The 26,475-nt window shown below is 72.6% G+C and carries 23 protein-coding genes; 8 read left to right on the forward strand and 15 right to left on the reverse strand.

The annotated features are described in order from the left end of the window. Nucleotides 1–145: 145 nt before the first annotated feature. The 7 genes from cobT to QQS16_RS10250 form a co-directional block, all read right to left on the reverse strand. Nucleotides 146–4,723 (reverse strand): nicotinate-nucleotide--dimethylbenzimidazole phosphoribosyltransferase, encoded by a 4,578-nt coding sequence (gene cobT / locus QQS16_RS10220; RefSeq protein ID WP_286061305.1) that lies wholly within the window; start codon nt 4,721–4,723, stop codon nt 146–148. A 367-nt stretch (nt 4,724–5,090) separates the two neighbouring features. Then, on the reverse strand, nt 5,091–6,305 hold the full coding sequence (gene cbiE, locus QQS16_RS10225; RefSeq protein ID WP_286061306.1) for a precorrin-6y C5,15-methyltransferase (decarboxylating) subunit CbiE: 1,215 nt from the start codon (nt 6,303–6,305) through the stop codon (nt 5,091–5,093). 104 nt (nt 6,306–6,409) lie between these two features. Continuing rightward, entirely contained in the window at nt 6,410–7,048 is a 639-nt protein-coding gene (locus QQS16_RS10230; RefSeq protein WP_286061307.1) for a GNAT family N-acetyltransferase, read from the reverse strand. A 159-nt stretch (nt 7,049–7,207) separates the two neighbouring features. Further along, nucleotides 7,208–8,038 carry a MetQ/NlpA family ABC transporter substrate-binding protein gene (locus QQS16_RS10235; RefSeq protein ID WP_286061308.1) on the reverse strand — a complete coding sequence of 277 codons (831 nt, stop codon included), beginning with the start codon at nt 8,036–8,038 and terminating at the stop codon, nt 7,208–7,210. 80 nt (nt 8,039–8,118) lie between these two features. After that, nucleotides 8,119–8,865, reverse strand: a complete 747-nt coding sequence (locus tag QQS16_RS10240; RefSeq protein ID WP_286061309.1) for a methionine ABC transporter permease — start codon at nt 8,863–8,865, stop codon at nt 8,119–8,121. Continuing rightward, on the reverse strand, nt 8,862–9,905 hold the full coding sequence (locus QQS16_RS10245) for a methionine ABC transporter ATP-binding protein (protein WP_286061310.1): 1,044 nt from the start codon (nt 9,903–9,905) through the stop codon (nt 8,862–8,864). The genes QQS16_RS10240 and QQS16_RS10245 overlap by 4 nt, the downstream gene beginning before the upstream one ends. 396 nt (nt 9,906–10,301) lie before the next feature. After that, nucleotides 10,302–10,952, reverse strand: coding sequence for an HAD family hydrolase (locus tag QQS16_RS10250; RefSeq protein ID WP_286061311.1), 651 nt, complete (start codon nt 10,950–10,952; stop codon nt 10,302–10,304). Between the two features lie 69 nt (nt 10,953–11,021). Between QQS16_RS10250 and QQS16_RS10255 the strand changes: the two genes are divergently transcribed. Both QQS16_RS10255 and QQS16_RS10260 read left to right on the forward strand, forming a co-directional pair. Beyond that, complete coding sequence (locus tag QQS16_RS10255; RefSeq protein WP_286061312.1) at nt 11,022–11,381, forward strand: hypothetical protein; 360 nt, start codon at nt 11,022–11,024, stop codon at nt 11,379–11,381. Continuing rightward, on the forward strand, nt 11,362–11,811 hold the full coding sequence (locus tag QQS16_RS10260) for a hypothetical protein (RefSeq protein WP_286061313.1): 450 nt from the start codon (nt 11,362–11,364) through the stop codon (nt 11,809–11,811). Before QQS16_RS10255 ends, QQS16_RS10260 begins: the two co-directional genes overlap by 20 nt. A gap of 16 nt (nt 11,812–11,827) precedes the next feature. Here the strand turns inward: QQS16_RS10260 and QQS16_RS10265 are convergent, their stop codons facing one another. The 3 genes from QQS16_RS10265 to QQS16_RS10275 all read right to left on the reverse strand — a co-directional run bounded on the left by QQS16_RS10265 (nt 11,828) and on the right by QQS16_RS10275 (nt 14,151). Then, complete coding sequence (locus QQS16_RS10265; protein ID WP_286061314.1) at nt 11,828–12,325, reverse strand: GNAT family N-acetyltransferase; 498 nt, start codon at nt 12,323–12,325, stop codon at nt 11,828–11,830. A 45-nt stretch (nt 12,326–12,370) separates the two neighbouring features. Further along, nucleotides 12,371–12,877 (reverse strand): RNA polymerase sigma factor, encoded by a 507-nt coding sequence (locus QQS16_RS10270; protein WP_286061315.1) that lies wholly within the window; start codon nt 12,875–12,877, stop codon nt 12,371–12,373. A gap of 74 nt (nt 12,878–12,951) precedes the next feature. Next, nucleotides 12,952–14,151 carry a glycerophosphodiester phosphodiesterase gene (locus QQS16_RS10275; protein ID WP_286061316.1) on the reverse strand — a complete coding sequence of 400 codons (1,200 nt, stop codon included), beginning with the start codon at nt 14,149–14,151 and terminating at the stop codon, nt 12,952–12,954. Nucleotides 14,152–14,509: 358 nt separating this feature from the next. Here QQS16_RS10275 and QQS16_RS10280 point away from each other — a divergent pair, with 358 nt between their 5' ends. Then, the gene (locus tag QQS16_RS10280; protein ID WP_286061317.1) at nt 14,510–15,181 is read left to right on the forward strand and encodes a lysophospholipid acyltransferase family protein; all 672 of its coding nucleotides are present in this window, start codon (nt 14,510–14,512) and stop codon (nt 15,179–15,181) included. Between the two features lie 260 nt (nt 15,182–15,441). On the opposite strand, the gene QQS16_RS10285 is transcribed toward QQS16_RS10280, so the two are convergent. The 5 genes from QQS16_RS10285 to QQS16_RS10305 form a co-directional block, all read right to left on the reverse strand. Continuing rightward, complete coding sequence (locus QQS16_RS10285; RefSeq protein ID WP_286061318.1) at nt 15,442–16,965, reverse strand: MFS transporter; 1,524 nt, start codon at nt 16,963–16,965, stop codon at nt 15,442–15,444. A 92-nt stretch (nt 16,966–17,057) separates the two neighbouring features. Then, nucleotides 17,058–17,633, reverse strand: coding sequence for a TetR/AcrR family transcriptional regulator (locus QQS16_RS10290; RefSeq protein ID WP_286061319.1), 576 nt, complete (start codon nt 17,631–17,633; stop codon nt 17,058–17,060). A gap of 101 nt (nt 17,634–17,734) precedes the next feature. Further along, nucleotides 17,735–18,706 (reverse strand): aldo/keto reductase, encoded by a 972-nt coding sequence (locus tag QQS16_RS10295; protein WP_286061320.1) that lies wholly within the window; start codon nt 18,704–18,706, stop codon nt 17,735–17,737. A gap of 172 nt (nt 18,707–18,878) precedes the next feature. Beyond that, nucleotides 18,879–20,306 (reverse strand): argininosuccinate lyase, encoded by a 1,428-nt coding sequence (argH, locus tag QQS16_RS10300; protein ID WP_286061321.1) that lies wholly within the window; start codon nt 20,304–20,306, stop codon nt 18,879–18,881. A 142-nt stretch (nt 20,307–20,448) separates the two neighbouring features. Beyond that, on the reverse strand, nt 20,449–21,645 hold the full coding sequence (locus tag QQS16_RS10305; RefSeq protein WP_286061322.1) for an argininosuccinate synthase: 1,197 nt from the start codon (nt 21,643–21,645) through the stop codon (nt 20,449–20,451). A 195-nt stretch (nt 21,646–21,840) separates the two neighbouring features. On the opposite strand from QQS16_RS10305, the gene QQS16_RS10310 reads away from it, so the two are divergent. From QQS16_RS10310 to QQS16_RS10330, 5 genes are all read left to right on the forward strand, one after another. Further along, complete coding sequence (locus QQS16_RS10310; protein WP_286061323.1) at nt 21,841–22,737, forward strand: hypothetical protein; 897 nt, start codon at nt 21,841–21,843, stop codon at nt 22,735–22,737. Between the two features lie 224 nt (nt 22,738–22,961). Then, nucleotides 22,962–23,543: a pyridoxamine 5'-phosphate oxidase family protein gene (locus QQS16_RS10315; protein ID WP_286061324.1), complete on the forward strand. Its 582-nt coding sequence runs from the start codon at nt 22,962–22,964 to the stop codon at nt 23,541–23,543. A 193-nt stretch (nt 23,544–23,736) separates the two neighbouring features. Continuing rightward, entirely contained in the window at nt 23,737–24,081 is a 345-nt protein-coding gene (locus QQS16_RS10320) for a hypothetical protein (RefSeq protein ID WP_286061325.1), read from the forward strand. 154 nt (nt 24,082–24,235) lie between these two features. Further along, entirely contained in the window at nt 24,236–24,943 is a 708-nt protein-coding gene (locus QQS16_RS10325; RefSeq protein ID WP_286061326.1) for a L,D-transpeptidase family protein, read from the forward strand. A 146-nt stretch (nt 24,944–25,089) separates the two neighbouring features. Then, nucleotides 25,090–26,472 carry a ferredoxin reductase family protein gene (locus tag QQS16_RS10330; protein WP_286061327.1) on the forward strand — a complete coding sequence of 461 codons (1,383 nt, stop codon included), beginning with the start codon at nt 25,090–25,092 and terminating at the stop codon, nt 26,470–26,472. The last annotated feature ends 3 nt before the right edge of the window (nt 26,473–26,475 follow it).

Here is a 26,475-nt window from a genome sequence, read left to right on the forward strand (position 1 = left end):
GGGCGCTGCGGCTCTGGAGCGGCCCTGACGTGCGGATCTTAAGCTGCGGGTTCAGCGTACGGCGGGGGCGGGGGCGGGGACGGGGGCGTACGGCGGGGTGGGGCGCACGCGGAGTACGCGGGCCCGCACCACCCCCGGCCGCCGTCTACTTCTCGGTGACTCCGGCGGAGTCGAACGTCGCCACCTCGTGCATCGCTCTCGCCGTGCTCTGCACCAGCGGCAGGGCCAGCAGCGCGCCCGTGCCCTCGCCCAGGCGGAGGTCCAGGTCCACCAGGGGGCGCAGGCCCAGCTTGTTGAGGGCGGCCACGTGGCCGGGTTCGGCGCTGCGGTGCCCGGCGATGCAGGCCGCGAGGACCTCGGGGGCGATCGCGCGGGCGACCAGGGCGGCGGCGCCGGCGCTGACCCCGTCCAGGATCACCGGCGTCCGCAGGGAGGCGCCGCCGAGGAGGAGGCCGACCATGGCGGCGTGCTCGAATCCGCCGACGGCCGCGAGGACGCCGATCGGGTCGGCCGGGTCCGGCTGGTGGAGGTCGAGAGCACGGCGGACGACCTCGGTCTTGCGGGCCAGGGTCTCGTCGTTGATGCCGGTGCCCCGGCCGGTGACCTCGGCGGGGTCCGTGCCGGTGAAGACCGCGATGAGCGCCGCGGACGCGGTGGTGTTCGCGATGCCCATCTCGCCGGTGAGCAGCGCCTTGTTGCCGGCCGACACCAGGTCGCGGGCGGTCTCGATGCCCACCTCGATGGCCTGCTTGGCCTCCTCACGGGTCATCGCGGGGCCGGTGGTCATGTCGGACGTGCCCGCGCGGATCTTGCGGGGCAGCAGTCCGGGGGTGGCGGGCAGGTCGGAGGCGACACCGACGTCGACGACGCAGACCTCGGCGCCCACCTGGCTCGCGAAGGCGTTGCAGACCGCGCCACCGCCGAGGAAGTTGGCGACCATCTGGGCCGTCACCTCCTGCGGCCAGGGGGTGACCCCCTGCGCGTGCACACCGTGGTCGCCCGCGAAGATCGCGACGGCCGCGGGCTCCGGGATCGGCGGCGGGCACTGCCGGGACAGGCCCGACAGCTGGGCGGAGATGATCTCCAGCATGCCGAGCGCGCCGGCCGGCTTGGTCATCCGCTTCTGCCGCTCCCAGGCCTCACCGAGCGCCTTGGCGTCCAGCGGGCGGATCTGCGCGACGGTCTCGCCGAGCAGGTCGTGCGGCTCCTCGCCGGGCAGCGCGCGACGGCCGTACGTCTCCTCGTGCACGACCCACGACAGCGGACGGCGCTTGGACCAGCCCGCCTGCATCAGCTCGGGCTCGTCCGGGAACTCGTCGACGTAGCCCACGCAGAGGTACGCGATGACCTCCAGGTGCTCGGGCAGGCCGAGGGCGCGGACCATCTCCCGCTCGTCGAAGAAGCTGACCCAGCCGACACCGAGGCCCTCGGCGCGGGCCGCGAGCCAGAGGTTCTCGACCGCGAGCGCGGCGGAGTACGGGGCCATCTGCGGCTGGGTGTGCCGGCCGAGGGTGTGCCGGCCGCCGCGGGTCGGGTCGGCGGTGACGACGATGTTCACGGGGGTGTCGAGGATCGCCTCGATCTTCAGTTCCTTGAACTGCTTCGCCCGGCCCTTGGGGAGGGACTTGGCGTACGCGTCACGCTGCCGCGTGGCCAGCTCGTGCATCGACCGCCGGGTGTCGGCGGACCGGATGACCACGAAGTCCCACGGCTGCGAGTGGCCCACGGACGGCGCGGTGTGCGCCGCCTCCAGGACACGCAGCAGCACCTCGTGCGGGATGGGGTCGCCGCGGAAGCCGTTGCGGATGTCCCGGCGCTCACGCATGACCTTGAGGACCGCCTCGCGCTCGGCGTCGTCGTAGGCGGGCGCGGCCGGTCCGGTGGACTGTCGTACGTCTTCCACTGCGGCCGCGCTCTCTTCCTGGTCCTGCCGGTCTTCCTGGTCGGCGGCCCGGGTGTCCAGGTCCTCCGCGGACTGTACGAGTTCGGGGTCGCCCGCACGCGCGGCGGTCGGGCCCTGCGCCTGCTGGTCCTCCGGGGGGAGGGCCAGGGCGTGCGGGGCGGCCGGCACCGCGCCCGCCACCTGCGCGAACCGGCCCACCGGCTGGTCGGGGTGGGATTCGCCGGGCGGCTGGGTCACCGGGATGTGCACGGCCTGCGCGACGGAGGTCGGCGGGGCGGGGGCGGCGGCGTGGTGCGGGTCGGGGGCCGGCGCGAAGGCTGTGGCCGCGAGGTCGGCGGGAGTGTCCGCCGGGACGTCCGCGGGCTGGTGGGCCTCCGCGGCGGTGACCGGGTGCAGGTCCGGGGCGGCGGCACCGGGGCCCGGCGCGGGCTGGGCGTCCGGGGTCAGGGGCGGCCGGCCGTGGTCCGGGAGGATCTGCTGCGGTTCCGTGTGCTCGGCTTCCGCGGGGTGCGGGGGCGTCGCGGGGGGCATGGGCGCGGCGGTGTCTTCGGCGTTCGGGAGGGGAGCGGGAGTGACGCCCGCACCGAACCGCGGGTCCGGCGAAACGTCCGGAGCTGCCGGGAAGGGCACGGCTTCGGGAGACGCCGGGGTGTCGCCCGCATCCACGGCCTCGGGGGCCTGGAGGACTTGGGGGGCATGCGCGGTGTGAGGGGCGTGCGGGGCTTGGGCGAGGTCCGGAGTGGGAGCGGCCGCGGGCATCGGCCCGGCGGCGGGCCCGGCAGCGGCAGCGTGCGCGGCGTCAGGGTCGGTGGGGGCGTCCGGTGCGTGTACGGCGTCCGGGACGGAGCCGACACCCGAAGTCTGTACGGCGTCCGGGACGGAGCCGACACCCGAAGTCTGTACGGCGTCCGGGACGGAGCCGACACCCGAGGCCTGTACGACGTCCGGGGCGGGGCCCGTTCCGGGGAGCCGGCCGGCGTCCATGGCGGACCCGTCGCCGGGGATTCCGGTCTCGGGTGCGACGGTCACGGGCGCTTCGCCCTCGGGTGCGCCAGGCATGGGGGCACCGGGGTCGGTGACCGGCGTGATGCCGGATGCCTCCGCTTCGGCGGCAGGGGCCCCGTCGGCCACCAGGGCCGGCTCGTGGGCGCGCGGGCTCTCAATGCCCTGCTCCGGGTCCGTGGCCAGGGCCGGGCTCGGGGTGCCGTCCGGCAGGTGTCCGGTGTCCACGGGTGGCGCGGCCTGATCGGCACCTCCCGCGTCCTGAAGGTCCTCCGGCACAGCGGCCGTTCCCCGCTCGTCCCAGGCCTCCGTACCGGCCTCGGCTCCAGGGACCTGGGCGTGGCTCATGTCCGTCACCGCGCCCGGCATGGCGTCCGGGACCGGCACAGCGTCCGGGAGGAACCCGGCCGCCGAGCCGTGGTCGGCGTCGGAGACCGACGTGGGCCCCGCGAGCTGCTCGCCCTCCGGTTCCGGTCCGTGAGCGTGTCGCGAGGAGTGCCCGGCATCCGGGGCCTGGGCGTCGTCGGACGACTGCCCGGCGTCCGACGCGTGCGTCTCCCCGGCGATCTGCTCGGCGTCTCCACCGAACGATGTCCCGCCGGCCTCTGAACCCGGCGCGGAGAACCCGCCCTCATGGCTCTGCGGCGCGAGAGGCTCCGCCGGGGCCTCCGGTCCGGCACCCTGCTCCGGGCCCTGCGGTCCGACTCCGGCCTCTGCGAACTCCTGTCCGGCACCGGTCTCCGTGGGCTGCGGCCCGACACCGGTCGTTGCGAACTCCGGACCGGATGCGGCCTCCGCGGCCTGCGGCCCGACACCGGACTCCACGCCTCCCGGCTCAGCTCCTGCCTCCGCGGTCTCCGGCCCGAGACCCACCTCCGCGACCTGCGGCTCCGCACCGGCCACCGCGGTCTCCGGCCCGGCACCGGCGTCCGCCGACTCCGGCCCGGCACCGGTCCCCGCGGTCTGCTGCCCCGTACCGATCTCCGCGTCCCGCGGCGCGACACTCGCCTCTCCGACCTGCGGCTCCGCCTCGGCCTCGGCATCCCACGGCCCCGCGCCGGTCTCCGCACCCGGCGACCCTCCGTCCGCCTCCGCGTCCCCCGGCTCCGCGCCGGCCTCCTCGACCGGCAGCGCCTCCTCCGGCTCCGCGGCCAGCGGAGCCGCCGGGGCGACCGCCTCCGTCGCGAGGCGGGACACCGCGGCCTGGGCCGCGCCCGCCGGCTCGGGCTGTCCCGCTCCGGGAACAACCGTTTCGGCAGTCGCGGCCTCCGCGTGCACCGGCGCCTGGACTCCGGCGTGCACCGCGTCCCGGGAGGACGCCCCCCAGGGCGTCACGCCCTGGGCGGGCGTCTCGCGGGGCTGCGGGACGTCGAGGTACTCGGGCGCGTTCGCGGGCGTGGCGGACTGACGTACCGGAGTGCCGACGGCGCCGCGGTCGGCGAGGGAGCGGACCGGGCTGGCCGAGGTGTCGGGGATGGGCGGGCCGAGGTGGAGGGGACGGCGGGGCTGGACGGGGGCGGCGGGCGGCGGTGTGGGGTTGGGGAGGCGGACGGCGCTGAGGTCGACGGAGCCGCTGTCGCGGCCCGAGATCTCGTGCGGGCCCGGCTCGTGGACGGCCTCGACGACGGGCTCGGGCGCGGGCGGCGGGACCTCGTTGCCCCAGGCACCCTGAGCGCTCGGCAGCAGCAACAGGTCTTCGTCCTCGGCGGTGGTCTCGGAGAGGTAGGTGTACGCACCGTGCGCGGGGACGCCCGGCTGATCCACCATGCCTGCGTTCTCCGGCAGTCCCTCGCCCGGAACCTGGCCGGTGTCGGTCATGCGTACCCCTCGCCCATCGGTTAGTGCTTCTTCGGCCGGCTCACCCGGAGCGGCGCACCGACCGCCCCGCAGTGAAGAACGAGCGTGCGCGCACAGCGGCACGAACGACCCGTCGCCAAAAGACGACAAAGCCATGAACTGGCATTGTCGCGGCCGTTGCTCCGTCGCGACAGGCTGATCCGCGACGGCCCGCTGTGGACTGCGCCACGTTGCGCGTCCTCCGGTTGTGCCGTACCACACCCACCCCAAAACGGGCGGGTTTTCCGGACATTGGCCTACGAAGCGCCGGGTGTCCGAGTGCGGTACAACGATCGGCCAGCCTACCGCGCGCGGTACGACAACAGGATCACGGGACCGGGAAAGGAGCTCAGGGCGTGCGGTCCGGCAGCAGGCCGCTGAGCAGGAACGCGACGCTCCGCTCGGTCTCCGTCCAGGCCCGGGTGTCGAGTTCGACGGACTGGACCAGGGCGCACTCGACCCGGTAGCCGTGCTCGGTCAGGTCGCGGCCGACGCGTTCGGCCGCGTCCCGGGTCGCCGCGTGCGTGACGATGCGCTGCGGGCGGCGGTCGGCCACGGCCGAGACCACGGCGGCTCCCCCGCCGCCGACGCGGACGACGTCCGGTTCGGGAAGGTTCTCCAGGATGTGCGGGGCGGTGCCGCCCACGATCTGCATCTGGACCTCGAAGGCGCGTGCGGCGGCCTCCGTGCGGGCGCACGCGGCGAGGTCCCGGTCGACGGCGATGACGGCGGCGCCGGCGCGCGCGGCCTCCACGGCGAAGGCGCCGCTGCCGCAGCCGATGTCCCACACCAGGTCACCGACGCGCGGGCCGAGCCGGGCCAGTTGGGCGGCGCGCAGCAGTTCCGCCTCGCCCTCGCCGAGGTCGCCGCCGTACGCCTCGGCGGGCAGCGCCCAGCCGCGCGGGCCGGTGGCCGGCTCGCGTCCGGCGAACCAGCCGCCCTCGCCGTTGCCGACCGGGCCGGCCGGGCCGATGACGATGACGACGTTGGGGTCGCGCCAGGTGTGGTCGGCGGCCTTGTCGGAGGTGACGACGGTGACCTGTTCGTGGTCGGTGCCGAGTTCCTCGCAGATGACGAAGGTGCGGTGCACGCCCTCCAGGAGCAGTCCGAGTTCCGCGGGGCCGGCGCCGGGCGAGGTGAGGACGGCGACCTTGGTGTGGGCCCGGCATACGTTCACCGCGCGTCGCAGGGTGCGCCGGTGTGCGACGACCACCTGTGCGTCGTCCCAGGGCATTCCCGCGCGGGCGAAGGCGGCGGCGACGGAGGAGACCGCGGGCACGACCTCGACCTCCAGGCCGAACTCGGGCGCGCGCAGCGTGCGGACGACACCGAAGAACCCGGGGTCGCCGTCGGCGAGCACGACCGCGGTGCCGCGGTGGCCGGCGACGCGGCGGGCGGCGAGGGCGACGCTGCCGAGGCGGATGCGCTCGGCGCCGGGGGGCACCTCGGGGAGCGCCAGGTGATGGGCGGCCCCGGCCACCAGCGTGGCGGCGCTCAGGGCGGAGTGTGCCGCGGCGGTCAGCGGCGAGCCGTCCCAGCCGATCACCGTGACCCGGTCGGCCATCGCTCTCAGTCTCCAGGGGGTGTGCGCAGGGTGTCAGGGCAGCCGCCGAGGGCGGGCTCCGTGAGAGTACCTGGTGGAGTGGGCCGAGTCGTGGGTCCCCTGGGTCAGTTCCAGTCGGGGAACGACGTGAAACCGCCGGTGTCGGCCAGTTGCCCGTCCGCGCCGTCGAGGTCCTCCGGGAGCAGGCTCCACACGATGAAGTCGGTGCGGACGTCGGCCCAGGTGCCGTCCTCGGTGCGGACGTGGGCTATGCAGGCGTTGCGCAGGACGCCCTCGCTGATACAGCCGATCTTCTGGGCGACCTGCTGGGAGGCGGTGTTGTCGGCGGCCGTGCGCAGCTCGATGCGCTCGAACTTCTGGTCGCCGAGGAGCCATTGGGCGGTGGCGAGGGCCGCCTCGGAGGCGTAGCCCTCGCCTCGGGCCCAGGGGGCGATGACGTACGACAGCTCGGTGGACCGGATGTGCCAGTCGGTCCTGGTCAGCTGTACGACGCCGACCAGGCGCTGGGTGAGGAACTCGGTCACCGCGAAGTCGATGCCGCGGCCCGCCTCGCGTTCGGTGCGCGCGTGGCGGGTGATCCAGGTGCGCGCCGCGTCCTCGGTGAAGGGCTGGGGGACGTCGGTCCAGGCCGCGACCTGCTCGTCGTTCATCATCTCGGCCAGTGCGGGCACATCGTCCTCGTCGAGGGGGCGCAGCACCAACCGCTCCGTGCTGATGGAGATGTTGGGGAAGGTGCTCGTCATGCGCCGCTCCGTAACCGTCGGGAAACCTTCAGCCTGCTGAACTGCCCAGCATGCAGCATGCCGGCGCCCCGTCGCACGACGGGGTCCACACCGAGTGAGGGTGCGGACCCCGTGCGTGGCGATACGCGGTATACGCGCCGCAGCCCTGACCGGCCTCGGTCAGAACGACGGGAGGACCGAGCCGTCGTAGGTGTCCTCGATGAACTTCCTGACCTCGGGGGAGGTGAGGAGTCCGGCGAGCTTCTTGACGCGCGGGTCGTCCTCGTTGCCCTCCTTCACGGCGAGGAAGTTGCCGTAGGGGTTGTTCTTCGCGGACTCCAGGACGAGGGCGTCCTGGGCGGGCTTGAGGTCGGACTCGATGGCGTAGTTGCCGTTGATGACGGCGGCGTCGACGTCGTCCAGGGAGCGCGGGGTCTGGGCCGCCTCAAGCTCCTTGAAGGTGAGCTTCTTGGGGTTCTTGACGATGTCGGCGGGGGTCGCCTCGTTCCCGACGCCGTCCTTGAGCGTGATGATCCCGTTGGCGTCCAGGAGCTTCAGTGCCCGCGCCTCGTTCACGCTGTCGTTCGGGACGGCGACGGTCGCACCGCTCTTGAGGTCGTCCGCGCTCTTGACCTTGCGGGAGTAGAGGCCGAGCGGCTCCAGGTGGACCGTGACGACGGGCGCGATGTGCGTGCCGTTCTTCTTGTTGAAGTCGTCGAGGTACGGCTGGTTCTGGAAGTAGTTGGCATTCACCGAACCGTCTTCGGTCGCCGTGTTCGGCGTGACGTAGTCCGTGAACTCCCTGACCTCCAGGTCGAGTCCCGCCTTCTTCGCCAGGTTGTCCTGCACGTACTTCAGGATCTCGGCGTGCGGCGTCGGGCTCGCGGCGACGACCAGCGGTCCGCTGGTGCCGGAGGAGGCGGAGTCGTTGTCCGAGCCGCAGGCGGTGAGCCCGAGGGTGAGGGCTCCGGCGGCGAGGACGGCGGTCGTGATCTTGGCAGTGTTACGCACGAAAAGTGCCTTTCCTGAGGGGTGCTGCGGCCCCGCGATGGGTGTGCGGGGAGATCTGGTGGGGTGTGGCGGTGAGGGCTTCAGGCGGCCTTGCCGACGTCGGCGACCGCCGGGTCCTGGTCCTTCCTCGGCTTCAGCAGGCGCAGCCTCGGCAGCGGGCCCGAGCTGCCGCCGCGCCGGTGCAGGGAGCGGGCCGCGTAGTCGCCGGCGAACTGGATGAGCGAGATGACGACGGCGAGGATCGCCACGGTGATCCACATCAGCTCGGTCTCGAACCGCTGGTAGCCGTAGCGGATGGCGATGTCGCCGAGGCCGCCGGCGCCGACCGTGCCGGCCATGGCGGAGTAGCCGATGAGTGCGACGATCGTGGTCGTGGTGCTGGAGATCAGCGACGGCAGGGACTCGGGGACGAGCACCTTGCGCACGATCGTCCAGGTGTTGCCGCCCATCGACTGCACGGCCTCGACGAGCCCGCCGTCCACTTCGCGGACCGCCGTCTCGACCAGGCGCGCGAAGAAGGGGATGGCGCCGATGGCGAGCGGCACGATGGCGGCCTCACGGCCGATGGTCGTGCCGGTGATCGAGCGCGTGAAGTCCATCAGCGCGACCATCAGGATGATGAAGGGCAGCGAGCGGGCGACGTTCACGACCTGCCCGATCACCTTGTTGGCGACGACGTTCTGGAGCAGTCCGCCGCGGTCGGTGAGGACGAGGAGGACGCCGAGCGGCAGCCCGCCGACGACGGCGATGAGCGTGGACCAGCCGACCATGTAGAGGGTGTCCCAACAGGCCTGGGACAGCAGGGGCTGCATCTCGGACCAGGTCACTTGGCACCTTCCTTCACCGGCTGGGGCTCCCGGCCCCCGGGTCCGACCACGTCGATCCGCAGGCCCTGTTCGCGCAGGAAGCCGATCGGCACGACGTTGTCCTCGTAGCGGCCGGGCAGTTCGATGCGCATGCGGCCGACCTGGAGGCCGCCGACGGTGTCGATGGCCGCGCCGAGGATCGATATGTCGATGTTGTAGGTGCGCGAGAGCTGGGAGATGACCGGGTGGGTCGCCGCCTCGCCCTGGAAGGTGATGTCGACGACGGTCCGGTCGGTGCCGGAGGCCTCGCCGCCCACCGGGAAGAGGGCGGAGGCGAGTTCGGAGCCCGGGGTGGCGAGCAGCTCGCTGACCGTGCCGGACTCGACGACGCGTCCCTGGTCCATGAGGGCGGCCGAGTCGCAGATCGACTTCACGACGTCCATCTCGTGGGTGATGAGCAGGACGGTCAGCCCCAGTTGCCGGTTCAGGTCGCGCAGCAGCTGGAGGATGGAGCGGGTGGTCTCCGGGTCGAGGGCGCTGGTGGCCTCGTCGGAGAGCAGCACCTTGGGGTCGCCGGCCAGGGCGCGGGCGATGCCGACGCGCTGCTTCTGGCCGCCGGACAGCTGGGCCGGGTAGGCCCCGGCCTTGTCGGCGAGACCGACGAGGTCGAGCAGCTCCAGCGCCTTGCGGGAGCGCTCCTTGCCGGACGTCCCGAGGATCTCGAGCGGCAGCTCCACGTTGTCCTGGACGGTCCGCGAGGACAGCAGGTTGAAGTGCTGGAAGACCATGCCGATACGGCTGCGCGCCCGGCGCAGCTCCCTGCCCGCGCGCGGTCCGCGGCCCGCGAGGGCGGTGAGGTCCTGCCCGGCGACGGTGACCGTCCCGGCGGTGGGGCGCTCCAGCAGGTTGACGCAGCGGATGAGCGAGGACTTGCCGGCGCCGGACTGGCCGATGACGCCGTACACCTCGCCTTCGCGGACGTGCAGGTCGACGCCGTCGAGGGCGGTGACCTCGCGGCCGCGGGATCGGTAGACCTTGGTGAGGCCCGATGTCGTGATCACGTGGGTTTCCGTCACTGTCGGGTGCAGGGCGTGGGTGTGCCCTGGCGGGTGCATGCGGTCGGAACGCGGCACGGTTCTCGTGCGGTGGCGTGAGGAACCGGGGAGAACGTGTGCGCGATCGAGGTCCCCCGCGCCTCGGGCTGCGGGGGAGGCATCGGTCACCTACGCGTTACGGCGTGGGGACCTGCCGGACGGCTCGCTTCGGGGCGCGAGGCTCAGGGTGGTGCGAGGGCCCTCTAGAAGGCGCACATTCGACACAGACAACGAGCACCGGGCGTCGGGGTCGCCTCGGTCGCAAGGGTGCGGCAGCTCGTGATGGTCATGCGATCAGTAAACCAGACGGACGGTCCTTACCGACCGCCACTGTCCAGCATGCGGACAGCGGCGGACGCCCCGTCAGGCGCGTACGGAGATCTCCACTCCCCCGTCGGTGACCAGTGCGGACAGGGCCGACAGGTCACGTACGACGAGGTCAGCGGTCAGTTCACGGGCCTGGTGGGTTGTGGTCAAGGCCACGGTGGTCATCCCGGCCGCGCGGCCGGCCTGGAGCCCGGCCGGGGCGTCCTCGAAGACCACGCAGCGGGCCGGGTCGACGCCGAGTTCGCGGGCGGCGAGCAGGTAGGGCTCGGGGTCGGGCTTGCCGCGGGTGATGTCGTCGGCGGCGATCAGTGTCTTGGGCAGGATGCCGACGGCGTCCAGGCGGGCCTCGGCCAGGCGCCGGGTGGCGGAGGTGACGACGGCCCAGCGGTCGGCGGGCAGCCCGTCGAGGAAGGACCGGGTGCCGGGCAGCAGGCGGACGCCGTCGTGGGGCACGTCCTCCACCTCCAGGTTCTCGATCCGCGCGACGGCCTCCGGCACGAGATGCGCGGGCAGCAGGTCGGCGGCTATCTCGGCGGCCGGCCGGCCGTGCAGTTCGACACGGGCGAACTCCTCGGCGGTGATCCCGTACTCCGTGGCCCACCGCGTCCAGCAGCGGTCCACCGAGGCGAGGGAGGAGACGAGGGTTCCGTCGTTGTCGAACAGGAGGGCTTGTGCGTGGATCTTCATGCCGTCGACCCTACGGTGCACCCCGGGGTCGGCCGCGCCGGGCCTTTTGGCCCGTAATAGGGTCGCGGCATGCTTGCCGCCCTGACGCTCGTGACCGGCGTCGCCGCACTGCTGCTCGCCGCGTGGTGCGGCTGGGCCGCGTACCGCGATCAGCCGACCAAGGACTGGCACTTCATCGGGATGGCCGTGGTGTCGGTGCTGGCCCTCGTCCAGCTGGTGACCGGGATCGTGCAACTGGCGCGGGGCGAGAAGCCGGAGCAGGGCACGACGATCTTCGTGGCGTATCTGCTGGGCGCGTTCGCGTGCGTCCCGGCGGCGGGGTTCATGTCGCTGGCCGAGCGGACACGGTGGGGTTCGGTGACGGCGGCCGCCGGTGCTGTGGTGCTGGCGGTCCTGGAGGTGCGTCTCTATGACATCTGGGGAGGCTGAGGCGGCCGTGACCGGGGAGAAACCGGCCGGGACCCGGCTGATCAGCGGGCCGGGAACGCTGCTGGTGTGGCTGTACGGCGTGATGGTCGTCGGCGCGGTGTCGCGGTCGGCCTACCAGATCGCCACCGAGTTCGACCGGGCGCCGCTCGCGTACACGCTGTCCGCCGTCGCGGGTGTGGTGTACGGGTTCATCACGTACTCGCTGGTGCGGGGCGGGGAGACGGCGCGCAGGGTCGCGCTGGTGTGCTGCGCGGCCGAACTCGCGGGGGTGCTGGCCGTCGGCACCTGGACGCTGGTCGAGCCGTCCGCCTTCCCGGACCAGACCGTGTGGTCGGACTACGGGATGGAGTACCTCTTCATCCCGGTGATCCTGCCGGTCTCGGCGCTGTACTGGCTGCGCAGGGGTGTGCGGCGTGCGGACGCCCCCTGAGCGTCCGCACGAACGGTCAGGCGGTGGCCGCGTAGGCGCCGGCCGGCTTCTCCAGGACGATCATCTCGACCCCGTCGTCGCCCTGGGCGGTGCCCACCGTGTGGTACCCCACCCGGCGGTACAGGCGCAGGTTGCCCTCGCTGCGGCGACCGGTGTGGAGGCGGAAGCTGGTGGCGCCGCGCTCCTCCGCCAGGGCCGATTCGGCCGCCCGGAGCAGGCGGGCGCCGATGCCGTGACCCTGGAGGCGCGGGTGGACGCAGAGTTTGCCGATGGCGGCCGAGCCGTCCTCGGTGATCCGGCCGCGGACCGAGCCGACCACCTCGTCTCCCAGCCGCGCCACGAAGACGCAGTCCGTGGCGACTTCTTCCCGGACGGAGTCCAGGGTCTGGACGAGCGGGTCGATGCGGTAGTTGCCGTACAGCGCCGCCTCACTCTGGAAGCACAGGTACTGGAGCCGGAAGATCTGCTCCGCGTCCTGCCCGGTCGCTGCCGAGATGGTCACGCTCATGCCCATGTGCGCACGCCTCCCGCTCACCTGATCGCCTGTTGTCCCTCACTCCTATCCCCGCCGTCCGCGGGCCGCAACCTCCGGTGTCAGCAATCTCCGCAGACATCCCAGGCATCTGGAACGTTCCGGACCAAGGCTGCCCTGTGAGATACCCAACTCCCCCGCGATCTCGCGATAGGTGAGGTCTCTCGGCGACAGGAGCGCCCGCATCAGATCGGGACAGCGGCCGGGCAGGCGGCGCACCGCGTCGTGCAGGGCACGGCGGCGGGCGGCGGCGAGGGCGAGCTGTTCGGGGGTCCGGTCACCGTCGTCGGCCGGCTCCACGTCGTAGGGCCGCTCGCGGCGGGTCGTACGACGGGTGCGTCGGGACTCGGAGCGGACGGCGCGGCGGAGCCAGCCGTGCGGGTCGCGCGGGGCGCCCTGGGCGTCGAGGTGCTCCAGGAGGCGGAGCCAGACGGCCTGTTCCAGGTCACCGGGTTCCGTCCCGGTGGCGTGGGCCTCCGCGGAGGCCTCTGCGGTGAGCAGGGGGCGCAGGGTGGTGAGCAGGTCGTGCGTCATACGGACAGCGACGCCGCCGCCCGGGCGGCGGGTTGCCCGGGCGGCCGGATGTCACCCCGACCGGGGCCGGTGGGTCAGCCGTTGACGAAGTCCTCGCGGGCGAGCAGACCGGTGTCGGGATGGTCGGTGAAGACGCCGTCGATGCCCGTGGCGAAGTACGCCCGGTAGGCGCCGAAGACGTCGCCGTAGGCGTCCGCGTCCGTGCCCTCGCGGAACTCGGCGGGCAGGAAGGGGTTCTCGTTGCGCAGGGTGTACGGGTGCAGGATCAGGCCCGCCCGGTGGGCGTCCTTGACGAGCGTGGTCGGCGTGGTGAGCCGGCCGGCCGCGTCGCGCGGGACGATGAGGTCGAGGCTCGGGCCGATGCCCTGGGCGTAGGAGGCGATCTCCTTGAGGCCCTTCGGGGTGACGAGGTCGGCGACCGTTCGGGGGTCGCCGGTCTCGACGAAGTCCCAGGGGCGGCTGCCGGCGGAGGACAGCAGCACCACCAGGGGGTTGCCGACGAGCTGGTTCAGGCGCTGGATGCTGGTCGGCTCGAAGGACTGCAGGATGACGGGCGCGTTCTTCCCGTCCTTGCCGGACCTGCGCAGCAGCCGGGCGACCCGCTCCTCCAGGCCCAGGCCCAGCTCGCGGAAGTAGGTGGGGTGCTTGAGCTCGGGGTAGATCCAGACCTGCTTGCCGCGCTTGCGGGTCTGCTCGTCCTGCCACTTCAGGACCTCTTCGAAGGTGGGGATCTCCCAGCGGCCGTCGTAGAGGGTGTTGTGCGGGCGGTTGGCCGGGATGCGCTCGACCGCGCGGAGCGTCTTGAGCTCGGCGAGGGTGAAGTCCTCGGTGAACCAGCCGGTGAGGGAGACCCCGTCGAGCAGCTTGGTGGTCCGGCGGCCGGCGAACTCGGGGTGGTCGGCGACGTCCGTGGTGCCGCCGATCTCCGGCTCGTGGCGGCAGACGAGGTGACCGTCCCTGGTGGGCACCAGGTCACCGGCCTCGACGATGTCGGCGCCCAGGTCGAGGGCGAGTTGATAGGAGCCCAGGGTGTGCTCGGGGCGGTAGCCACTGGCACCCCGGTGGCCGATGATCGTGGGCACGGGCAGGCTCTTCAGCCCGCCCCTCCCGTGCCCGGTACCGGCGGCGCTCGCCGTGCCCGGCAGGCCGAGCGCCGCTCCCCCGGCCCCGAGGACCGCGGCGCCGAGCAGCGCCCGCCGCCCGGTCGCGCCGGCCCCGTTCGGCTCCTGCGACTCCCGTGATCCTCGCGACCCCTGTGTTCCCCGCGTTCCCATGAGCGCCCCTCGTTGCGTCGGCTCGTCCGTGCGCGTTGATCGTAGGTGCGTGTACATGGCGGGCGGGAGACCCGCGGCGGAACGCGGGGGTGACTCGGGATGTCTTGTGGGAACAGATGTCTGATGCCTGGTCGGCTTCAGCCGCACGGCGCGGGGTACGCGACCTGCGTCACATCGTTCCGGGCGGGTTACCGTCCGGCGACGGCGTGCCCCGCAGGTGAACCGGCGTCAACAGTGTGTAAGACCTCGGTGAACGCGCCGCGCCCGATGTGCGCGAGCACCCGGGCCGCGAGTAATGTCCTCACCTGCACAGACTCATACAGATTCCCTGGTCGTTCTCTTGACACCGGAGGGCCCGTTGTCCCGCTTCACGCTCATCAAGGCAGTGCTCGGACCGATCATGCGCCTGATGTTCCGCCCACGGGTGGAGGGCGCGGAGAACATCCCGGGTGAGGGTGCGGTGATCCTGGCCGGGAACCACCTGACGTTCATCGACTCGATGATCATGCCGCTCTTCTGCGACCGCCAGGTGTTCTTCATCGGCAAGGACGAGTACGTCACCGGCAAGGGTCTCAAGGGCCGGCTGATGGCCTGGTTCTTCACCGGCTGCGGCATGATCCCGGTCGACCGGGACGGTGGCCGCGGCGGTGTCGCGGCGCTGATGACCGGCCGCCGGGTGCTGGAGGAGGGCAAGGTCTTCAGCATCTACCCGGAGGGCACGCGCTCCCCCGACGGCCGGCTGTACCGGGGCCGGACGGGTATCGCCCGGCTGGCCATGATGACCGGCGCGCCCGTCGTGCCGTTCGCGATCATCGGCACCGACAAGATCCAGCCCGGCGGCGCCGGCTTCCCGCGCCCCGGCCGCGTCACGGTCCGCTTCGGCGAGGCGATGGAGTTCTCCCGCTACGAGGGCATGGACCGCGACCGCTACGTCCTGCGGGCGGTGACCGACTCGGTGATGACCGAGGTCATGCGGCTGTCCGGACAGGAGTACGTCGACATGTACGCCACCAAGGCGAAGGCGGCGTAGGACCTTTCCCCTCACGGCGGGCTGCCCCTCGGGCGGCCCGCCGTCGGTGTGTCCCGGGCGGTGTTCTGGCGGTTCGTCCGCTTCCCGGTCCGGCCGGTCACGCGACCGGCGGGTCGAACCGGGAGCGGTCCGGGAGTTCCCGTCTCAGCGGGGCGGCGTGGCGGACCTCCCCCACGGTGTCGAGGGTGGGGTCGCGGAAGCGAGGGTGGGGCGATCTCCGGCCGCCTCGCTCACGCCACGCCCGCCACCGCCCGCACCCCCTACCGCCCGCCGTCGAGCCGCTGGCCCCGGAGCAGGAACCAGGCCGCCACCGCCGTCACCAGCAGGACCGCCGCGCCCACGCCCGCGGCGAGGGCGAGGCCGTCCACGAAGGACTCGCGGGCCGCGTCCAGCATCGCCGCGGACGTGTGCGCGGGCAGCCCCCCGGCCGCCTCCACCGCCCCGCCCAACGACTCGCGCGCCTCCGCCGGCGTGCCCACCGGGCCCGTGAAGTCGCGGTAGACACCGGTCACGATCGAACCGAGCACCGCGATCCCCAGGGCCGCGCCCAGCTCGTACGCCGTCTCGGAGACCGCGGAGGCGGAACCCGCCTGTTCCTTGGGCACGCTGGAGAGGATCACGTCGGCGGTCACGGTGAAGGAGAAGCCCGCGCCGACGCCGACGACCAGCAGCGCGGCGCCGAGGAGCGGGTAGCCGGTGGACTGGTCGATGACGGTGAGCGAGGCCAGGGCGAGGCCGACGGCCGCCAGTCCGCCGGCGACCACGGACCGTACCGAGAACCGCCGGGCCGTCGTGCCGGCGATCAGACCGGCCGCCACCGCGCCGACGGCGGCCGGCAGCTCGGCGAGGCCGGCCTCCAACGGCCGCCTGCCCTGGACGAGTTGCAGGTACTGGGAGAGGAAGAACACCAGCCCCGACAGTCCGAGGATGGTCAGCAGGTCGGCCAGGACCGCGCCGCTGAAGCCGCGGTGGCGGAACAGCCGCATGTCCAGCAGCGGGGCCGGCAGGCTGAACTGCCGTCGCACGAAGCCGTGCAGCGCGCCCGCTCCCAGCAGGGCCGCGCCGAGCGTCTCCCAGGTGAGGCCGTGGGTCGCGCCCTCCTTGACGGCGTACACCAGGGCGATCATGCCGACCAGCGACAGCACGACACTGAGCATGTCCCACGGGCCGGGACTGGGGTTCCGCGACTCGGGCAGCAGCTTGATGCCGACGAGGACCAGGACCGCCATCACGGGCAGGTTGATCAGGAAGACCGAGCCCCACCAGAAGTGTTCGAGCAGGAAACCGCCGACGATGGGTCCCACGGCCGTGCCGGCGGACGCCGTCGCGCCCCAGATGCCGACGGCCAGGCTGCGTTCGCGCGGGTCGTGGAAGAGGTTGCGGATCAGGGCGAGCGTGGCGGGCATCAGGGTCGCGCCGGCCACTCCGAGCAGGGCCCGGGCCGCGATCATCAACTCGGGTGTGGTGGCGTAGGCGTTGAGGACGGAGACCGCCCCGAACGCGGTCGCGCCGATGAGCAGGATCCGCTTGCGGCCGATGCGGTCGCCGAGGCTGCCCATGGAGACGAGCAGTCCGGCGATGACGAACGAGTAGACGTCACCGATCCACAGCAGCTGGGTGCCGGTGGGCTCCAGGTCCTCGCTGATGTACGGGGTCGCGAGACCGAGGACGGTCGCGTCGACGGCCACCAGCAGCACGGCGAGCACCAGGACGGACAGCGCGAGCCAACGGCCGGGACGCTGCACCGCCTCGGTCGGGTTCGCCGGCCGCAGGATGCTGGTCATGATTCCTCTCTCTGTCGTGCGGGGTGGTGTCGTGCGGAAGCTGTGCTGCGGGGGCCGTCGTACGCGGGGTCTCGTACGGGATGCCTCGTGCGCTACGCCGACCGCTGTGGCCCCGGAGGTGGCCCCGGACGCCGGAGCGCGCCGCCGAGCAGCAGTTCGACGATCATGTGCTGGAAGTCCTTGGGCGCGCCCTTGCCGCTCTGCACCATCCAGACGCCGGAGGCCAGCAGTCCGAACAGCGCCTCGGCGAGCCAGGCGGGCGTGAGGTCGATCCGGAACTCGCCCTCCAGCTGGCCGCGCCGGAACAGGGCGGAGATCCGTTCGTCGAGCTGGGACCAGCCCGCGTTCTGCTCCTCGCCCTCGAACAGCTGGTTCTCGGTGTAGAGGAAGGCGAGCAGCCCGGCGGCGGGTTCGAGGGCGCGGACCAGGCGGCGTACGGCGTCGCTCGCGGGGCCGTCGTCCAGGCGGGCCGCGTCCAGGGCGGCCTCGCACTCCGCGATGCCGAGCGCCTCCAGCGCCCGGACCAGCGCGTCCCGCCCGGCGAACTGGCGGTGCAGCGTGGCCCGGCTGATCCCGGCGGCCTTGGCGACCTCGTCCATGGTCGCGGTGGATCTACGGGTCAGCAGGGCCGCGGCACTGCGCAGCACGTGGTCACGGTCGACAGACATGAGACGACCATAACCCAGCTGAGACATGAATGTCTCATCACGGGCATGACTGTCTCACCGTCACCGCTCAGGGGTGTGTCCCGGGCGTCCTGTGCTGGGGATCAGTGCCAGGGCAGCTGTCCGCGCCGCTCCCAGTAGACGTGCGGCTCCTCCGCGAGCACGTCCAGCCTGGCCAGCTGGTCCTCGTCCAGGTCGGCGACGGCGGCGTGCAGGTTGGAGGCGAGCTGGGTGGGGGTCGCGGCTCCGGAGAGGACGACCCCGGCCCACGGCCGGCGGAGCACCAGCGCGAGGGCGATCGCGTCACAGCCGAGCGAGGTCTCCTCGGCCACGGCCTTCAGCGCGGGGGGCGCGTACGGCTCCGCGAGACGCCCGTTGGCCATGGCCTCCTTCACGATGACCGTGAGTCCGGCGTCGTGCGCCTCGGCGAGGGCGGGGGCCGCCGAGGTCTCCAGGGCGTTGTACGTCGACTGGACGGTTCGGAAGAGGGGTTCGCCGTCGACCGTGACGGCGAGGGCGGCCCGGATCGCGTCGGCCTGGGCCGGCCCGCTGGTGGAGAAGCCGATGGTGACGCCCCCGGCGGCGGCCTCGGCGAGCTTCGCGTGCAGTTCCTTGTCGGTGAGGGCGGGGCTGTCGGGGGTCACCGAGTGGATCTGGTAGAGGTCGAGCCGGTCCCCGAGCAGGGCGTCGGTCTCGGCCCGCTGCCGCTCGAACGTGGGGACGCCGTGGTCCTTGACCTCGTGCTGTTCGGCGTCGGTGGTCCAGCCGGCGGTGTAGGTGTAGCCCCACTTGCTGCCGACGACCACGTCGTCGATGCCGGGGCGGGCCCGCAGCCAGTCGGCGAGGAACTCCTCCGAACGGCCGTAGGAGCGGGCGACGTCGAAGTAGCGGACGCCCTGCGCGTGGGCGGCGTCGAGGAGCTCGTGGGTGCGGGCGCGCAGGGCGTCGACGCTGCGGTCCGCACCGAGGTCGTGGTCCCGGCCGAGGTTGATGTAGCCGGGCCGGCCGACCGCGGCGAGACCGAAGCCGATGTGGCAGGTGGGGGTCGTTGCTGCGGCCAGGCGGGCGAAGGGCATCGCGGGCTCCGTTCGGTCGGCTCCGGTACGGCGTGCGACCAACGTAACCCGTGACGACCTTCGCCTCAGGGCCGGACGCGTGCGGCGGTCCGGCGGGAGCGGGCGCGTGGCGGCCGCTCGTCCGGTTCTCGGCGCCCCTCGGGGGGACGCGGTTCCCCGCGCCCCTCGGCGGTCATCGCTTGGCGGTGGCCCACTCGTGCTGGGCCGCCACGTCCGCCCTGACCTCGGCCAGCTGGACGGCCACCGCACTCGGTGCCGTGCCGCCGCGGCCGTCCCGCGAGGCCAGGGCCCCGTGCACGTTGAGCACCGACCGCACCTCGGGCGTGAGGTGGGCGGAGATCTTCGCGAACTGCTCGTCGGTCAGCTCGTCGAGCTCCTTGCCCTCGGCCTCGGCGACCTTGACGCACTCACCGGCCACCTCGTGCGCGACCCGGAACGGCACACCCTGCTTGACCAGCCACTCGGCGATGTCGGTGGCGAGCGAGAAGCCGGCCGGGGCCAGTTCCGCCATGCGCTCGCGGTGGACGGTCAGCGTGGCCATCATGCCGGTGAAGGCGGGCAGCAGGACCTCCAGCTGGTCGATGGAGTCGAAGACCGGCTCCTTGTCCTCCTGGAGGTCGCGGTTGTACGCGAGCGGAAGGGCCTTGAGGGTGGCCATCAGTCCCGTCAGGTTGCCGATCAGACGGCCCGACTTGCCGCGCGCCAGCTCGGCGATGTCGGGGTTCTTCTTCTGCGGCATGATCGACGAGCCGGTGGAGAACGCGTCGTGCAGGGTCACGAAGGAGAACTCCTTCGTGTTCCAGATGATGATCTCCTCGGCGATCCGGGAGAGGTTCACGCCGATCATCGCGGTGATGAAGGCGAACTCCGCCGCGAAGTCACGGGAGGCCGTGCCGTCGATGGAGTTGCCGACGCTGCCGTGCTCGAAGCCGAGGTCCCTGGCGACCGCCTCCGGGTCCAGGCCGAGGGAGGACCCCGCCAGGGCACCGGAGCCGTACGGCGACACGGCCGTGCGCGCGTCCCACTGGCGCAGGCGCTCCGCGTCCCGGGACAGGGCCTGCGCGTGCGCCAGGACGTGGTGGGCGAAGAGCACCGGCTGGGCGTGCTGCAAGTGGGTGCGGCCGGGCATCGCCACGTCCGGGTGGGCCTCCGCGAGCCCGATCAGCGCGTCCTGGAGATCGGCGATCAGACCGCCGACGACCCGGGCGTGGTCCCGCAGGTACATGCGGAACAGGGTCGCGACCTGGTCGTTGCGCGAGCGGCCCGCGCGGAGCTTGCCGCCGAGGTCGGGGCCGAGGTGCTCCAGCAGGCCGCGCTCCAGGGCGGTGTGGACGTCCTCGTCGGCGATCGTGCCGACGAAGGAACCGTCGGCGACGTCCGCCTCCAGCCGGTCCAGCCCGGCGAGCATCCGGGTCAGCTCGTCCTCGGTGAGCAGCCCCGCCTTGTGCAGCACGCGCGCGTGGGCACGCGAACCGGCGATGTCGTAGGGCGCGAGCCGCCAGTCGAAGTGGACGGACGCGGACAGCTTCGCCAGGGCCTCGGCGGGACCGTCGGCGAAACGACCGCCCCAGAGCCGTACGTCACCGCTGTTGCTGCTCACTTGCGTTGCTCCTCAAAGGCAGGGCCGTGTCAAGGCATGGTCGTGGGTGTGCCACCGCCTCCCTGCCGACCGGCGGTCAGGGAGGCGGCGTTCACGCTATCGCTTGCGCGAGGTCGCGCTCGCTGCGCGAGGTCTCGTCGGGCTAGGCCCGCGACTGACGCCGCGCCGCGATCTTCGACGACAGGCTGTAGATGTCGATGAAGCCCTTGGCCGCGGTCTGGTCGAACGTGTCGCCGGTGTCGTAGGTGGCGAGGTCGAAGTCGTACAGCGACGCCTCGGAGCGCCGGCCGGTGACGACCGCGCGGCCGCCGTGCAGGGTCATCCGGATGTCCCCGGAGACGTACTGGTTCGCCTCGTCGATGAAGCCGTCCAGGGCGCGCTTGAGCGGGGAGAACCACTGGCCGTCGTAGACCAGTTCACCCCAGCGCTGCTCGACCTGGCGCTTGTAGCGCGCCAGTTCGCGCTCGACGGTGACGTTCTCCAGCTCCTGGTGGGCGGTGATCAGGGCGATCGCGCCGGGAGCCTCGTACACCTCACGGGACTTGATGCCGACGAGACGGTCCTCGACCATGTCGATCCGGCCGACGCCCTGGGCTCCGGCGCGCTCGTTGAGCTGCTGGACGGCCTGGAGCACGGTGACGGGTTTGCCGTCGACGGCGACCGGGACGCCGTCCTGGAAGGTGATGACCACCTCGTCGGCCTCGCGCGGGGTGGCCGGGTTCGAGGTGTACTCGTAGATGTCCTCGATCGGGGCGTTCCAGATGTCCTCGAGGAAGCCGGTCTCGACGGCCCGCCCGAAGACGTTCTGGTCGATGGAGTACGGGGACTTCTTGCTGGTCGCGATCGGGAGGTTCTTCTCCTCGCAGAACGCGATGGCCTTGTCGCGGGTCATCGCGTAGTCACGGACCGGGGCGATGCACCTGAGGCCGGGCGCGAGGGCGACGATGCCGGCCTCGAAGCGGACCTGGTCGTTGCCCTTGCCGGTGCAGCCGTGGGCGACGGTGGTGGCGCCGTGCTTCTGGGCGGCGGCGACGAGGTGCTTGACGATCGTCGGCCGGGAGAGCGCGGAGACCAGCGGATAACGATCCATGTAGAGGGCGTTGGCCTTGATCGCCGGGAGGCAGTACTCCTCGGCGAACTCGTCCTTGGCGTCGGCCACTTCGGCCTCGACCGCGCCGCACGCGAGCGCGCGCTTGCGGATGACGTCCAGGTCCTCGCCGCCCTGGCCGACATCGACCGCGACCGCGATGACCTCGGCGCCCGTCTCCTCGGCGATCCAGCCGATGGCGACGGAGGTGTCCAGGCCGCCCGAGTAGGCGAGTACGACGCGCTCGGTCACGGGTCTTCTCCTCACGCTGCGTTCGCTGTCATGCATGAGTATGCAGGAGTCTGCATGATTCGTCAATCGCGTCACCGGGGCGGAGAAATTCCGACGGGGCTTTGAACACGGGAAACCGCTTACCCGTATCTCTCGCCGAACGCAGGCGCCGCGTTCGTCCACGCCGAGACCCCCCGACCCGAGTGAGGCATCCGCATGTCCAGGGCTCTTCCGAAGTACAACAAGCGTCGCGTCACCCTGATCGGCGGCGCCGCCGCGGTGGCACTGACCGGCGCCGTCATCGCCGGTTCCGCCCTCGCCGGGGAGCCGTCCAAGAGCAGCACCTCGAACGCCCGGACGCTGGCCGGTCCCGGCACCATCAGCTGCCCCGACGTCGCCTCCCAGCTGCCGGAGATCCCGGCCTCCGCGCAGGCCGAGGTGGACCGCAACCTGACCCTGCTGCAGACCCAGATCGACGAGGCCAACCAGCGGCTGGTCGACACGGTCGGCCAGGGCGGGCCGAACTTCGTCCAGAACGCGATCCTCGGCCCGCTGGAGGACAAGCGGATCGCCACCGTCAACCGGATCGCCACCGCGATCGGCCGTACCGCCGAGAAGCCCCAGGGCCTCGACGCGCTGGCGCCGTGCGCGCTCGACGCCGAGGGTGCCGCCGAGCCGGGCGGGGAGGCGGGCGCGGGCGAGGAGGCCGGAGCCGGTGAGGAGGCCGGCGGCGAGGTGGAGGCCACGCCGAGCGAGACCGCCGCGGAGGAGGCCGGCGGGGCCGGCGAGGACACCGGTGACGCGGGCGGGGCCGGCGCGGCGGGCGCCATCAGCTGCCCGGACGTCGAGTCCGAGCTGCCCGCGATCCCCGCCTCCGCGCAGGCCGAGGTGGACCGCAACCTGGCCCTCCTCGAGACGCAGATCGCGGAGGCCAACCAGCGGATCGTGGACACCGTCGGCCAGGGCGGACCGAACTTCGTCCAGAACGCGATCCTCGGCCCGCTGGCGGACAAGCGCGCGTCGACCATCGACCGCATCGCCATCTCCATCGGCCGTACCGCCGAGAAGCCCCAGGGCCTGAACTCCCTGGCCGCCTGCACGGTCACCGAGTGACCTGACAGGCACTGTGGCCGCCCCGTGCGAGCGCCGGCCGGGGCGGCCACAGACGTTTCCGGGACCTTGTGGCACCGTGCGGGACTGTAGGAACTCGCGGCACGCGAGGGACTCGACTCGGGGGAATCCGGGGGAACTTGAGGCGCGGACCTGAGGCGCCCCGGGGAAAGCGGACGCCGAAACTCCTTAGACAGGCGAAAGACTGGCGTCCATAATCCCTTGACATGGGAAAGACCTACGAGCGCATCGACGGCAGGCTGCGGACGTTCATCGAGGCGCAGCCCCTCTTCTTCACCGCGTCCGCCCCACTGTCGGGCGACGGCACGGTCAACCTCTCCCCCAAGGGCCTCCGGGGCTCGTTCGTGATCCTCGACGAACTCACCGTGGCCTACCTCGACTTCGCCGGCTCCAGCGCGGAGACGATCGCGCACCTGCGGGAGAACGGCCGGATCACCCTCATGTGGTGCGCCTTCCAGGGCCCGCCGAACATCGTGCGCGTGCACGGCCGCGGCGAACCGGTCTTCCGGGACGACCCGCGCTTCGCCGGCCTGCTCGCCCGCTTCCCCGACATCGACGCGACCGCGCACGGACTGCGCGCCGTCATCGTCGTCCGGGCCGAACTCATCCGCGACTCCTGCGGGTTCGCGGTGCCCCGCATGGCGTACGAGTCGGACCGCGAGCTGCACGCCCAGCGCTTCGCCCGGGAGGACGACGCCTCGCTCAGCGAGTACTTCGCCAAGAAGGACCACATCGCCACCAGCATGGACGGATTGCCGGGACTCCCGCTGCCCCTGGGTCCGATCTAGTGCCGCGGCAGGCAACGTCTGCCCGTCAAGGAGCGGCGTCCGGTGCGTGCTCTCGGCGTGCCGGCCGCAAGCCCTCGTACTGCATGTACTTGGGCTTTCGGCCGGTGCGGCGAGAGGGCGTGCCGGGCGTCACGACGGGGCGAACGTCGCCTGCCACGGCACTAGCGTCGTCCGTTCGGCCCGGCACCTCGGGGTGAAGCCGCTGTCGGCGTCCGACTTCGGCAACGGCGGCGGGGCCCGGCTCAGCGAGGGGCTGCGGAAGAAGCTCACCGAGAGCCGTCCGCTGGGGTTCTCCATCCTGCGCGAGGCCGAGGCGAACGGCAGCGGGCGGCTGACGGGGGTCGGCGGGCGCGTCGTCGCCGAGGTGTTCCACCGCGCGAGGGAGGGGAGCCGGCACTCCATCGTCCGCGACCCGTTCTGGCGGCCCTTCCTGAGCCCGGTCGCGGAGCGGAACGCCAAGGACGTGTTCGAGATGACCGACCTGATGCCGTACGCCTTCGAGGGCCGCGCGGACCTGCTCAACCCGCTGGACGAGTGAGTGTCGGCCCGGTGGTGGGTCGGTGAGCGCTGGGCCGGCGAGCGCGGGGTGCGGGCGCGGTGACGGTCCGGCCGACGGCGACGGCGTCCCGGGGACGAACCCGAACGGATCGGCCCGGCTGCCGTCGCCGCCGTCCCGTCCTACGGTCGATGCCATGCGCCCCGCCGCCGTCGCCGCCCTGCTGTCCGCGTCCCTGCTCACCCTCGGCACCGCCCCCGGCGGCGGACCGGCACCGCCGCCACTGCCCGCGCGGATGGCGGACACCGGGGGCGGCGGCCAGCTGCTCACCGCGGTGGCCCCGCGGGCCGGCGCCACGTCGGGCACGGTGACGTGGTGGGACCGGCGGGACGGCCGGTGGACGAAGTCCGGTTCGGCGCCGGCCCGCTTCGGGGCGAAGGGTCTCGTCGAGGGCACCTCGCGCCGGCAGGGCACGAACACGACGCCGACGGGGCTGTACGACCTGCCGTACGCCTTCGGCGTCGAGGCGGCGCCGCGCGGGACGACGTACCCGTACCGGGCGGTGCGGAAGGCCTCCTGGTGGTGCCAGGACAACGCCTCGCGGTCCTACAACCGGTGGGTGGAGCCGCGTCCCGCGGACTGCCGGGCGAGCCGGTCGGAGCGGTTGCTGTCCTACCGGACGCAGTACGCGTACGCGATGGTCGTCGGGTTCAACTACGCCGAGCCGGTGCGGGGGCGCGGCGCGGGCATCTTCCTGCATGTCCACGGGCGGGGCGCGACGGCCGGCTGCGTGTCGGTGTCCGCGGCGGCGATGCGGCGGATCCTCGGGTGGGCCGAGCCCGGGCGCAGACCGCACCTGGCCATCGGGACCGTGAGCGGACGTACGGCGATCACGCGGTACTGAGCCGGACCGCTGACCCGGGGGCGTGTTACCGCCGGTCACTCACGTGTGCACCGGACTCGGCGGGCGGCTGAACACACGGGCGTCGCGGCACGTATCTGTGGGCCAAGGGACCACGCCACCCCCCTTGCCCCGCTCCCGGAGGAACCGTGACCACGACGCTCGCAGGCGGCCGCGCCGCCCGCCGCCAGACGATGCGCCGCATCCGCCCGCGCCGCTCACCGGCGACCCTGCTGCTGCTCGCCGTGTGGGCGGGCGCGGCCGGCGTGTTGTGGCTGTGGTGGGCCAACACCCCCGCGATCAGCGACAACAACGGCAGGATCCTCAACGCGGGCCGGATCACGGGCCTGCTGGCCGGCTATCTGATGGCGCTCGTGGTGCTCCAGATGGCCCGGGTGCCGGCGCTGGAGCGCCGGGTGGGCTCCGACCGGGTGGCGCGCTGGCACGCGATGAGCGGCCGGTACACGCTCTGCCTGACCGTCGCGCACGTCTTCCTGATCATGTGGGGTTACGCCCTCCAGGCCGGCAAGGGCCTCGGCGACATCGTCCAGCAGACCATGGACTCCATCAACCAGCTGCCCGACATGGGCAAGGCCGCCATCGGCACCGGCCTGCTGTTCGTCATCGGGCTGATGTCGATCGGCCCGGTCCGCCGCCTGATCCCGTACGACACCTGGTACCACGTGCACCTGCTGACGTACGCGGCGGTGTTCCTGACGTTCTGGCACCAGCTCACCACCGGCAACGAGTTCGCCGTCGAGCCGGCCGCCAAGACGGTCTGGTACGGGCTGTACGGCACGGTGACGGCGCTGGTGATCTGGTACCGGATCCTCACCCCGATCCGGCTGAACCTGCGGCACCGGATGCGTGTCGAGGCGGTCATCGAGGAGACGCCGGGCATCGTGTCGGTGCTGATCGGCGGGCGGAAGCTGCACCGGATGGGCGCGGAGGCGGGCCAGTTCTTCCGCTGGCGGTTCCTGGCCCCGGGCATGCGGTTCAGCTCGCACCCGTACTCGCTGTCGGCGGCGCCGCGCCCCGACATGCTGCGGATCACGGTGAAGGCGATCGGCGACCACAGTGAGCGGCTGCGCGAGCTGACGCCCGGCACCCGGGTGTGGGCCGAGGGCCCCTACGGCGCGCTGACCGCCGCCCGCCGCAGCCGCGGCAAGGTGCTCCTGGTCGCGGGCGGTGTCGGCATCACCCCGATGCGGGCCCTGTTCGAGACGCTGCCCGGCGCGGCCGGCGACATCACCCTGCTCTACCGGGCCAACAGCACCCAGGACCTGGCGCTGTGGGACGAGCTGGCCACGATCGCCGACGAGCGCGGGGCCCGGCTGATGTACGCGGTCAACAGCCCGGACGGGGAACGCCCCGACATCTCGGCGGAGCGGCTGCGGCAGAAGCTGCCGGACATCGACGACCACGACGTGTTCCTGTGCGGGCCGCCCGGGTTCGCGCAGTCCGTGTACGAAGCACTGCGCGGCGCGGGTGTGCCCGCCCGCCGCATCCATCACGAGTCGTTCGAGATGTGAGCG

Origin of the sequence: Streptomyces sp. ALI-76-A (assembly GCF_030287445.1) — a bacterium.
Lineage (GTDB): Bacteria > Actinomycetota > Actinomycetes > Streptomycetales > Streptomycetaceae > Streptomyces.

Bases quoted from the DNA above. Each gene is read 5' to 3' on its own strand.
- cobT (WP_286061305.1), bottom strand. From the start codon at position 4,723: ATGACCGACACCGGCCAGGTTCCGGGCGAGGGACTGCCGGAGAACGCA.
- cbiE (WP_286061306.1), bottom strand. From the start codon at position 6,305: ATGGCCGACCGGGTCACGGTGATCGGCTGGGACGGCTCGCCGCTGACC.
- QQS16_RS10230 (WP_286061307.1), bottom strand. From the start codon at position 7,048: ATGACGAGCACCTTCCCCAACATCTCCATCAGCACGGAGCGGTTGGTG.
- QQS16_RS10250 (WP_286061311.1), bottom strand. From the start codon at position 10,952: ATGAAGATCCACGCACAAGCCCTCCTGTTCGACAACGACGGAACCCTC.
- QQS16_RS10255 (WP_286061312.1), top strand. From the start codon at position 11,022: ATGCTTGCCGCCCTGACGCTCGTGACCGGCGTCGCCGCACTGCTGCTC.
- QQS16_RS10260 (WP_286061313.1), top strand. From the start codon at position 11,362: ATGACATCTGGGGAGGCTGAGGCGGCCGTGACCGGGGAGAAACCGGCC.
- QQS16_RS10265 (WP_286061314.1), bottom strand. From the start codon at position 12,325: ATGGGCATGAGCGTGACCATCTCGGCAGCGACCGGGCAGGACGCGGAG.
- QQS16_RS10270 (WP_286061315.1), bottom strand. From the start codon at position 12,877: ATGACGCACGACCTGCTCACCACCCTGCGCCCCCTGCTCACCGCAGAG.
- QQS16_RS10275 (WP_286061316.1), bottom strand. From the start codon at position 14,151: ATGGGAACGCGGGGAACACAGGGGTCGCGAGGATCACGGGAGTCGCAG.
- QQS16_RS10285 (WP_286061318.1), bottom strand. From the start codon at position 16,965: ATGACCAGCATCCTGCGGCCGGCGAACCCGACCGAGGCGGTGCAGCGT.
- QQS16_RS10290 (WP_286061319.1), bottom strand. From the start codon at position 17,633: ATGTCTGTCGACCGTGACCACGTGCTGCGCAGTGCCGCGGCCCTGCTG.
- QQS16_RS10295 (WP_286061320.1), bottom strand. From the start codon at position 18,706: ATGCCCTTCGCCCGCCTGGCCGCAGCAACGACCCCCACCTGCCACATC.
- QQS16_RS10310 (WP_286061323.1), top strand. From the start codon at position 21,841: ATGTCCAGGGCTCTTCCGAAGTACAACAAGCGTCGCGTCACCCTGATC.
- QQS16_RS10315 (WP_286061324.1), top strand. From the start codon at position 22,962: ATGGGAAAGACCTACGAGCGCATCGACGGCAGGCTGCGGACGTTCATC.
- QQS16_RS10325 (WP_286061326.1), top strand. From the start codon at position 24,236: ATGCGCCCCGCCGCCGTCGCCGCCCTGCTGTCCGCGTCCCTGCTCACC.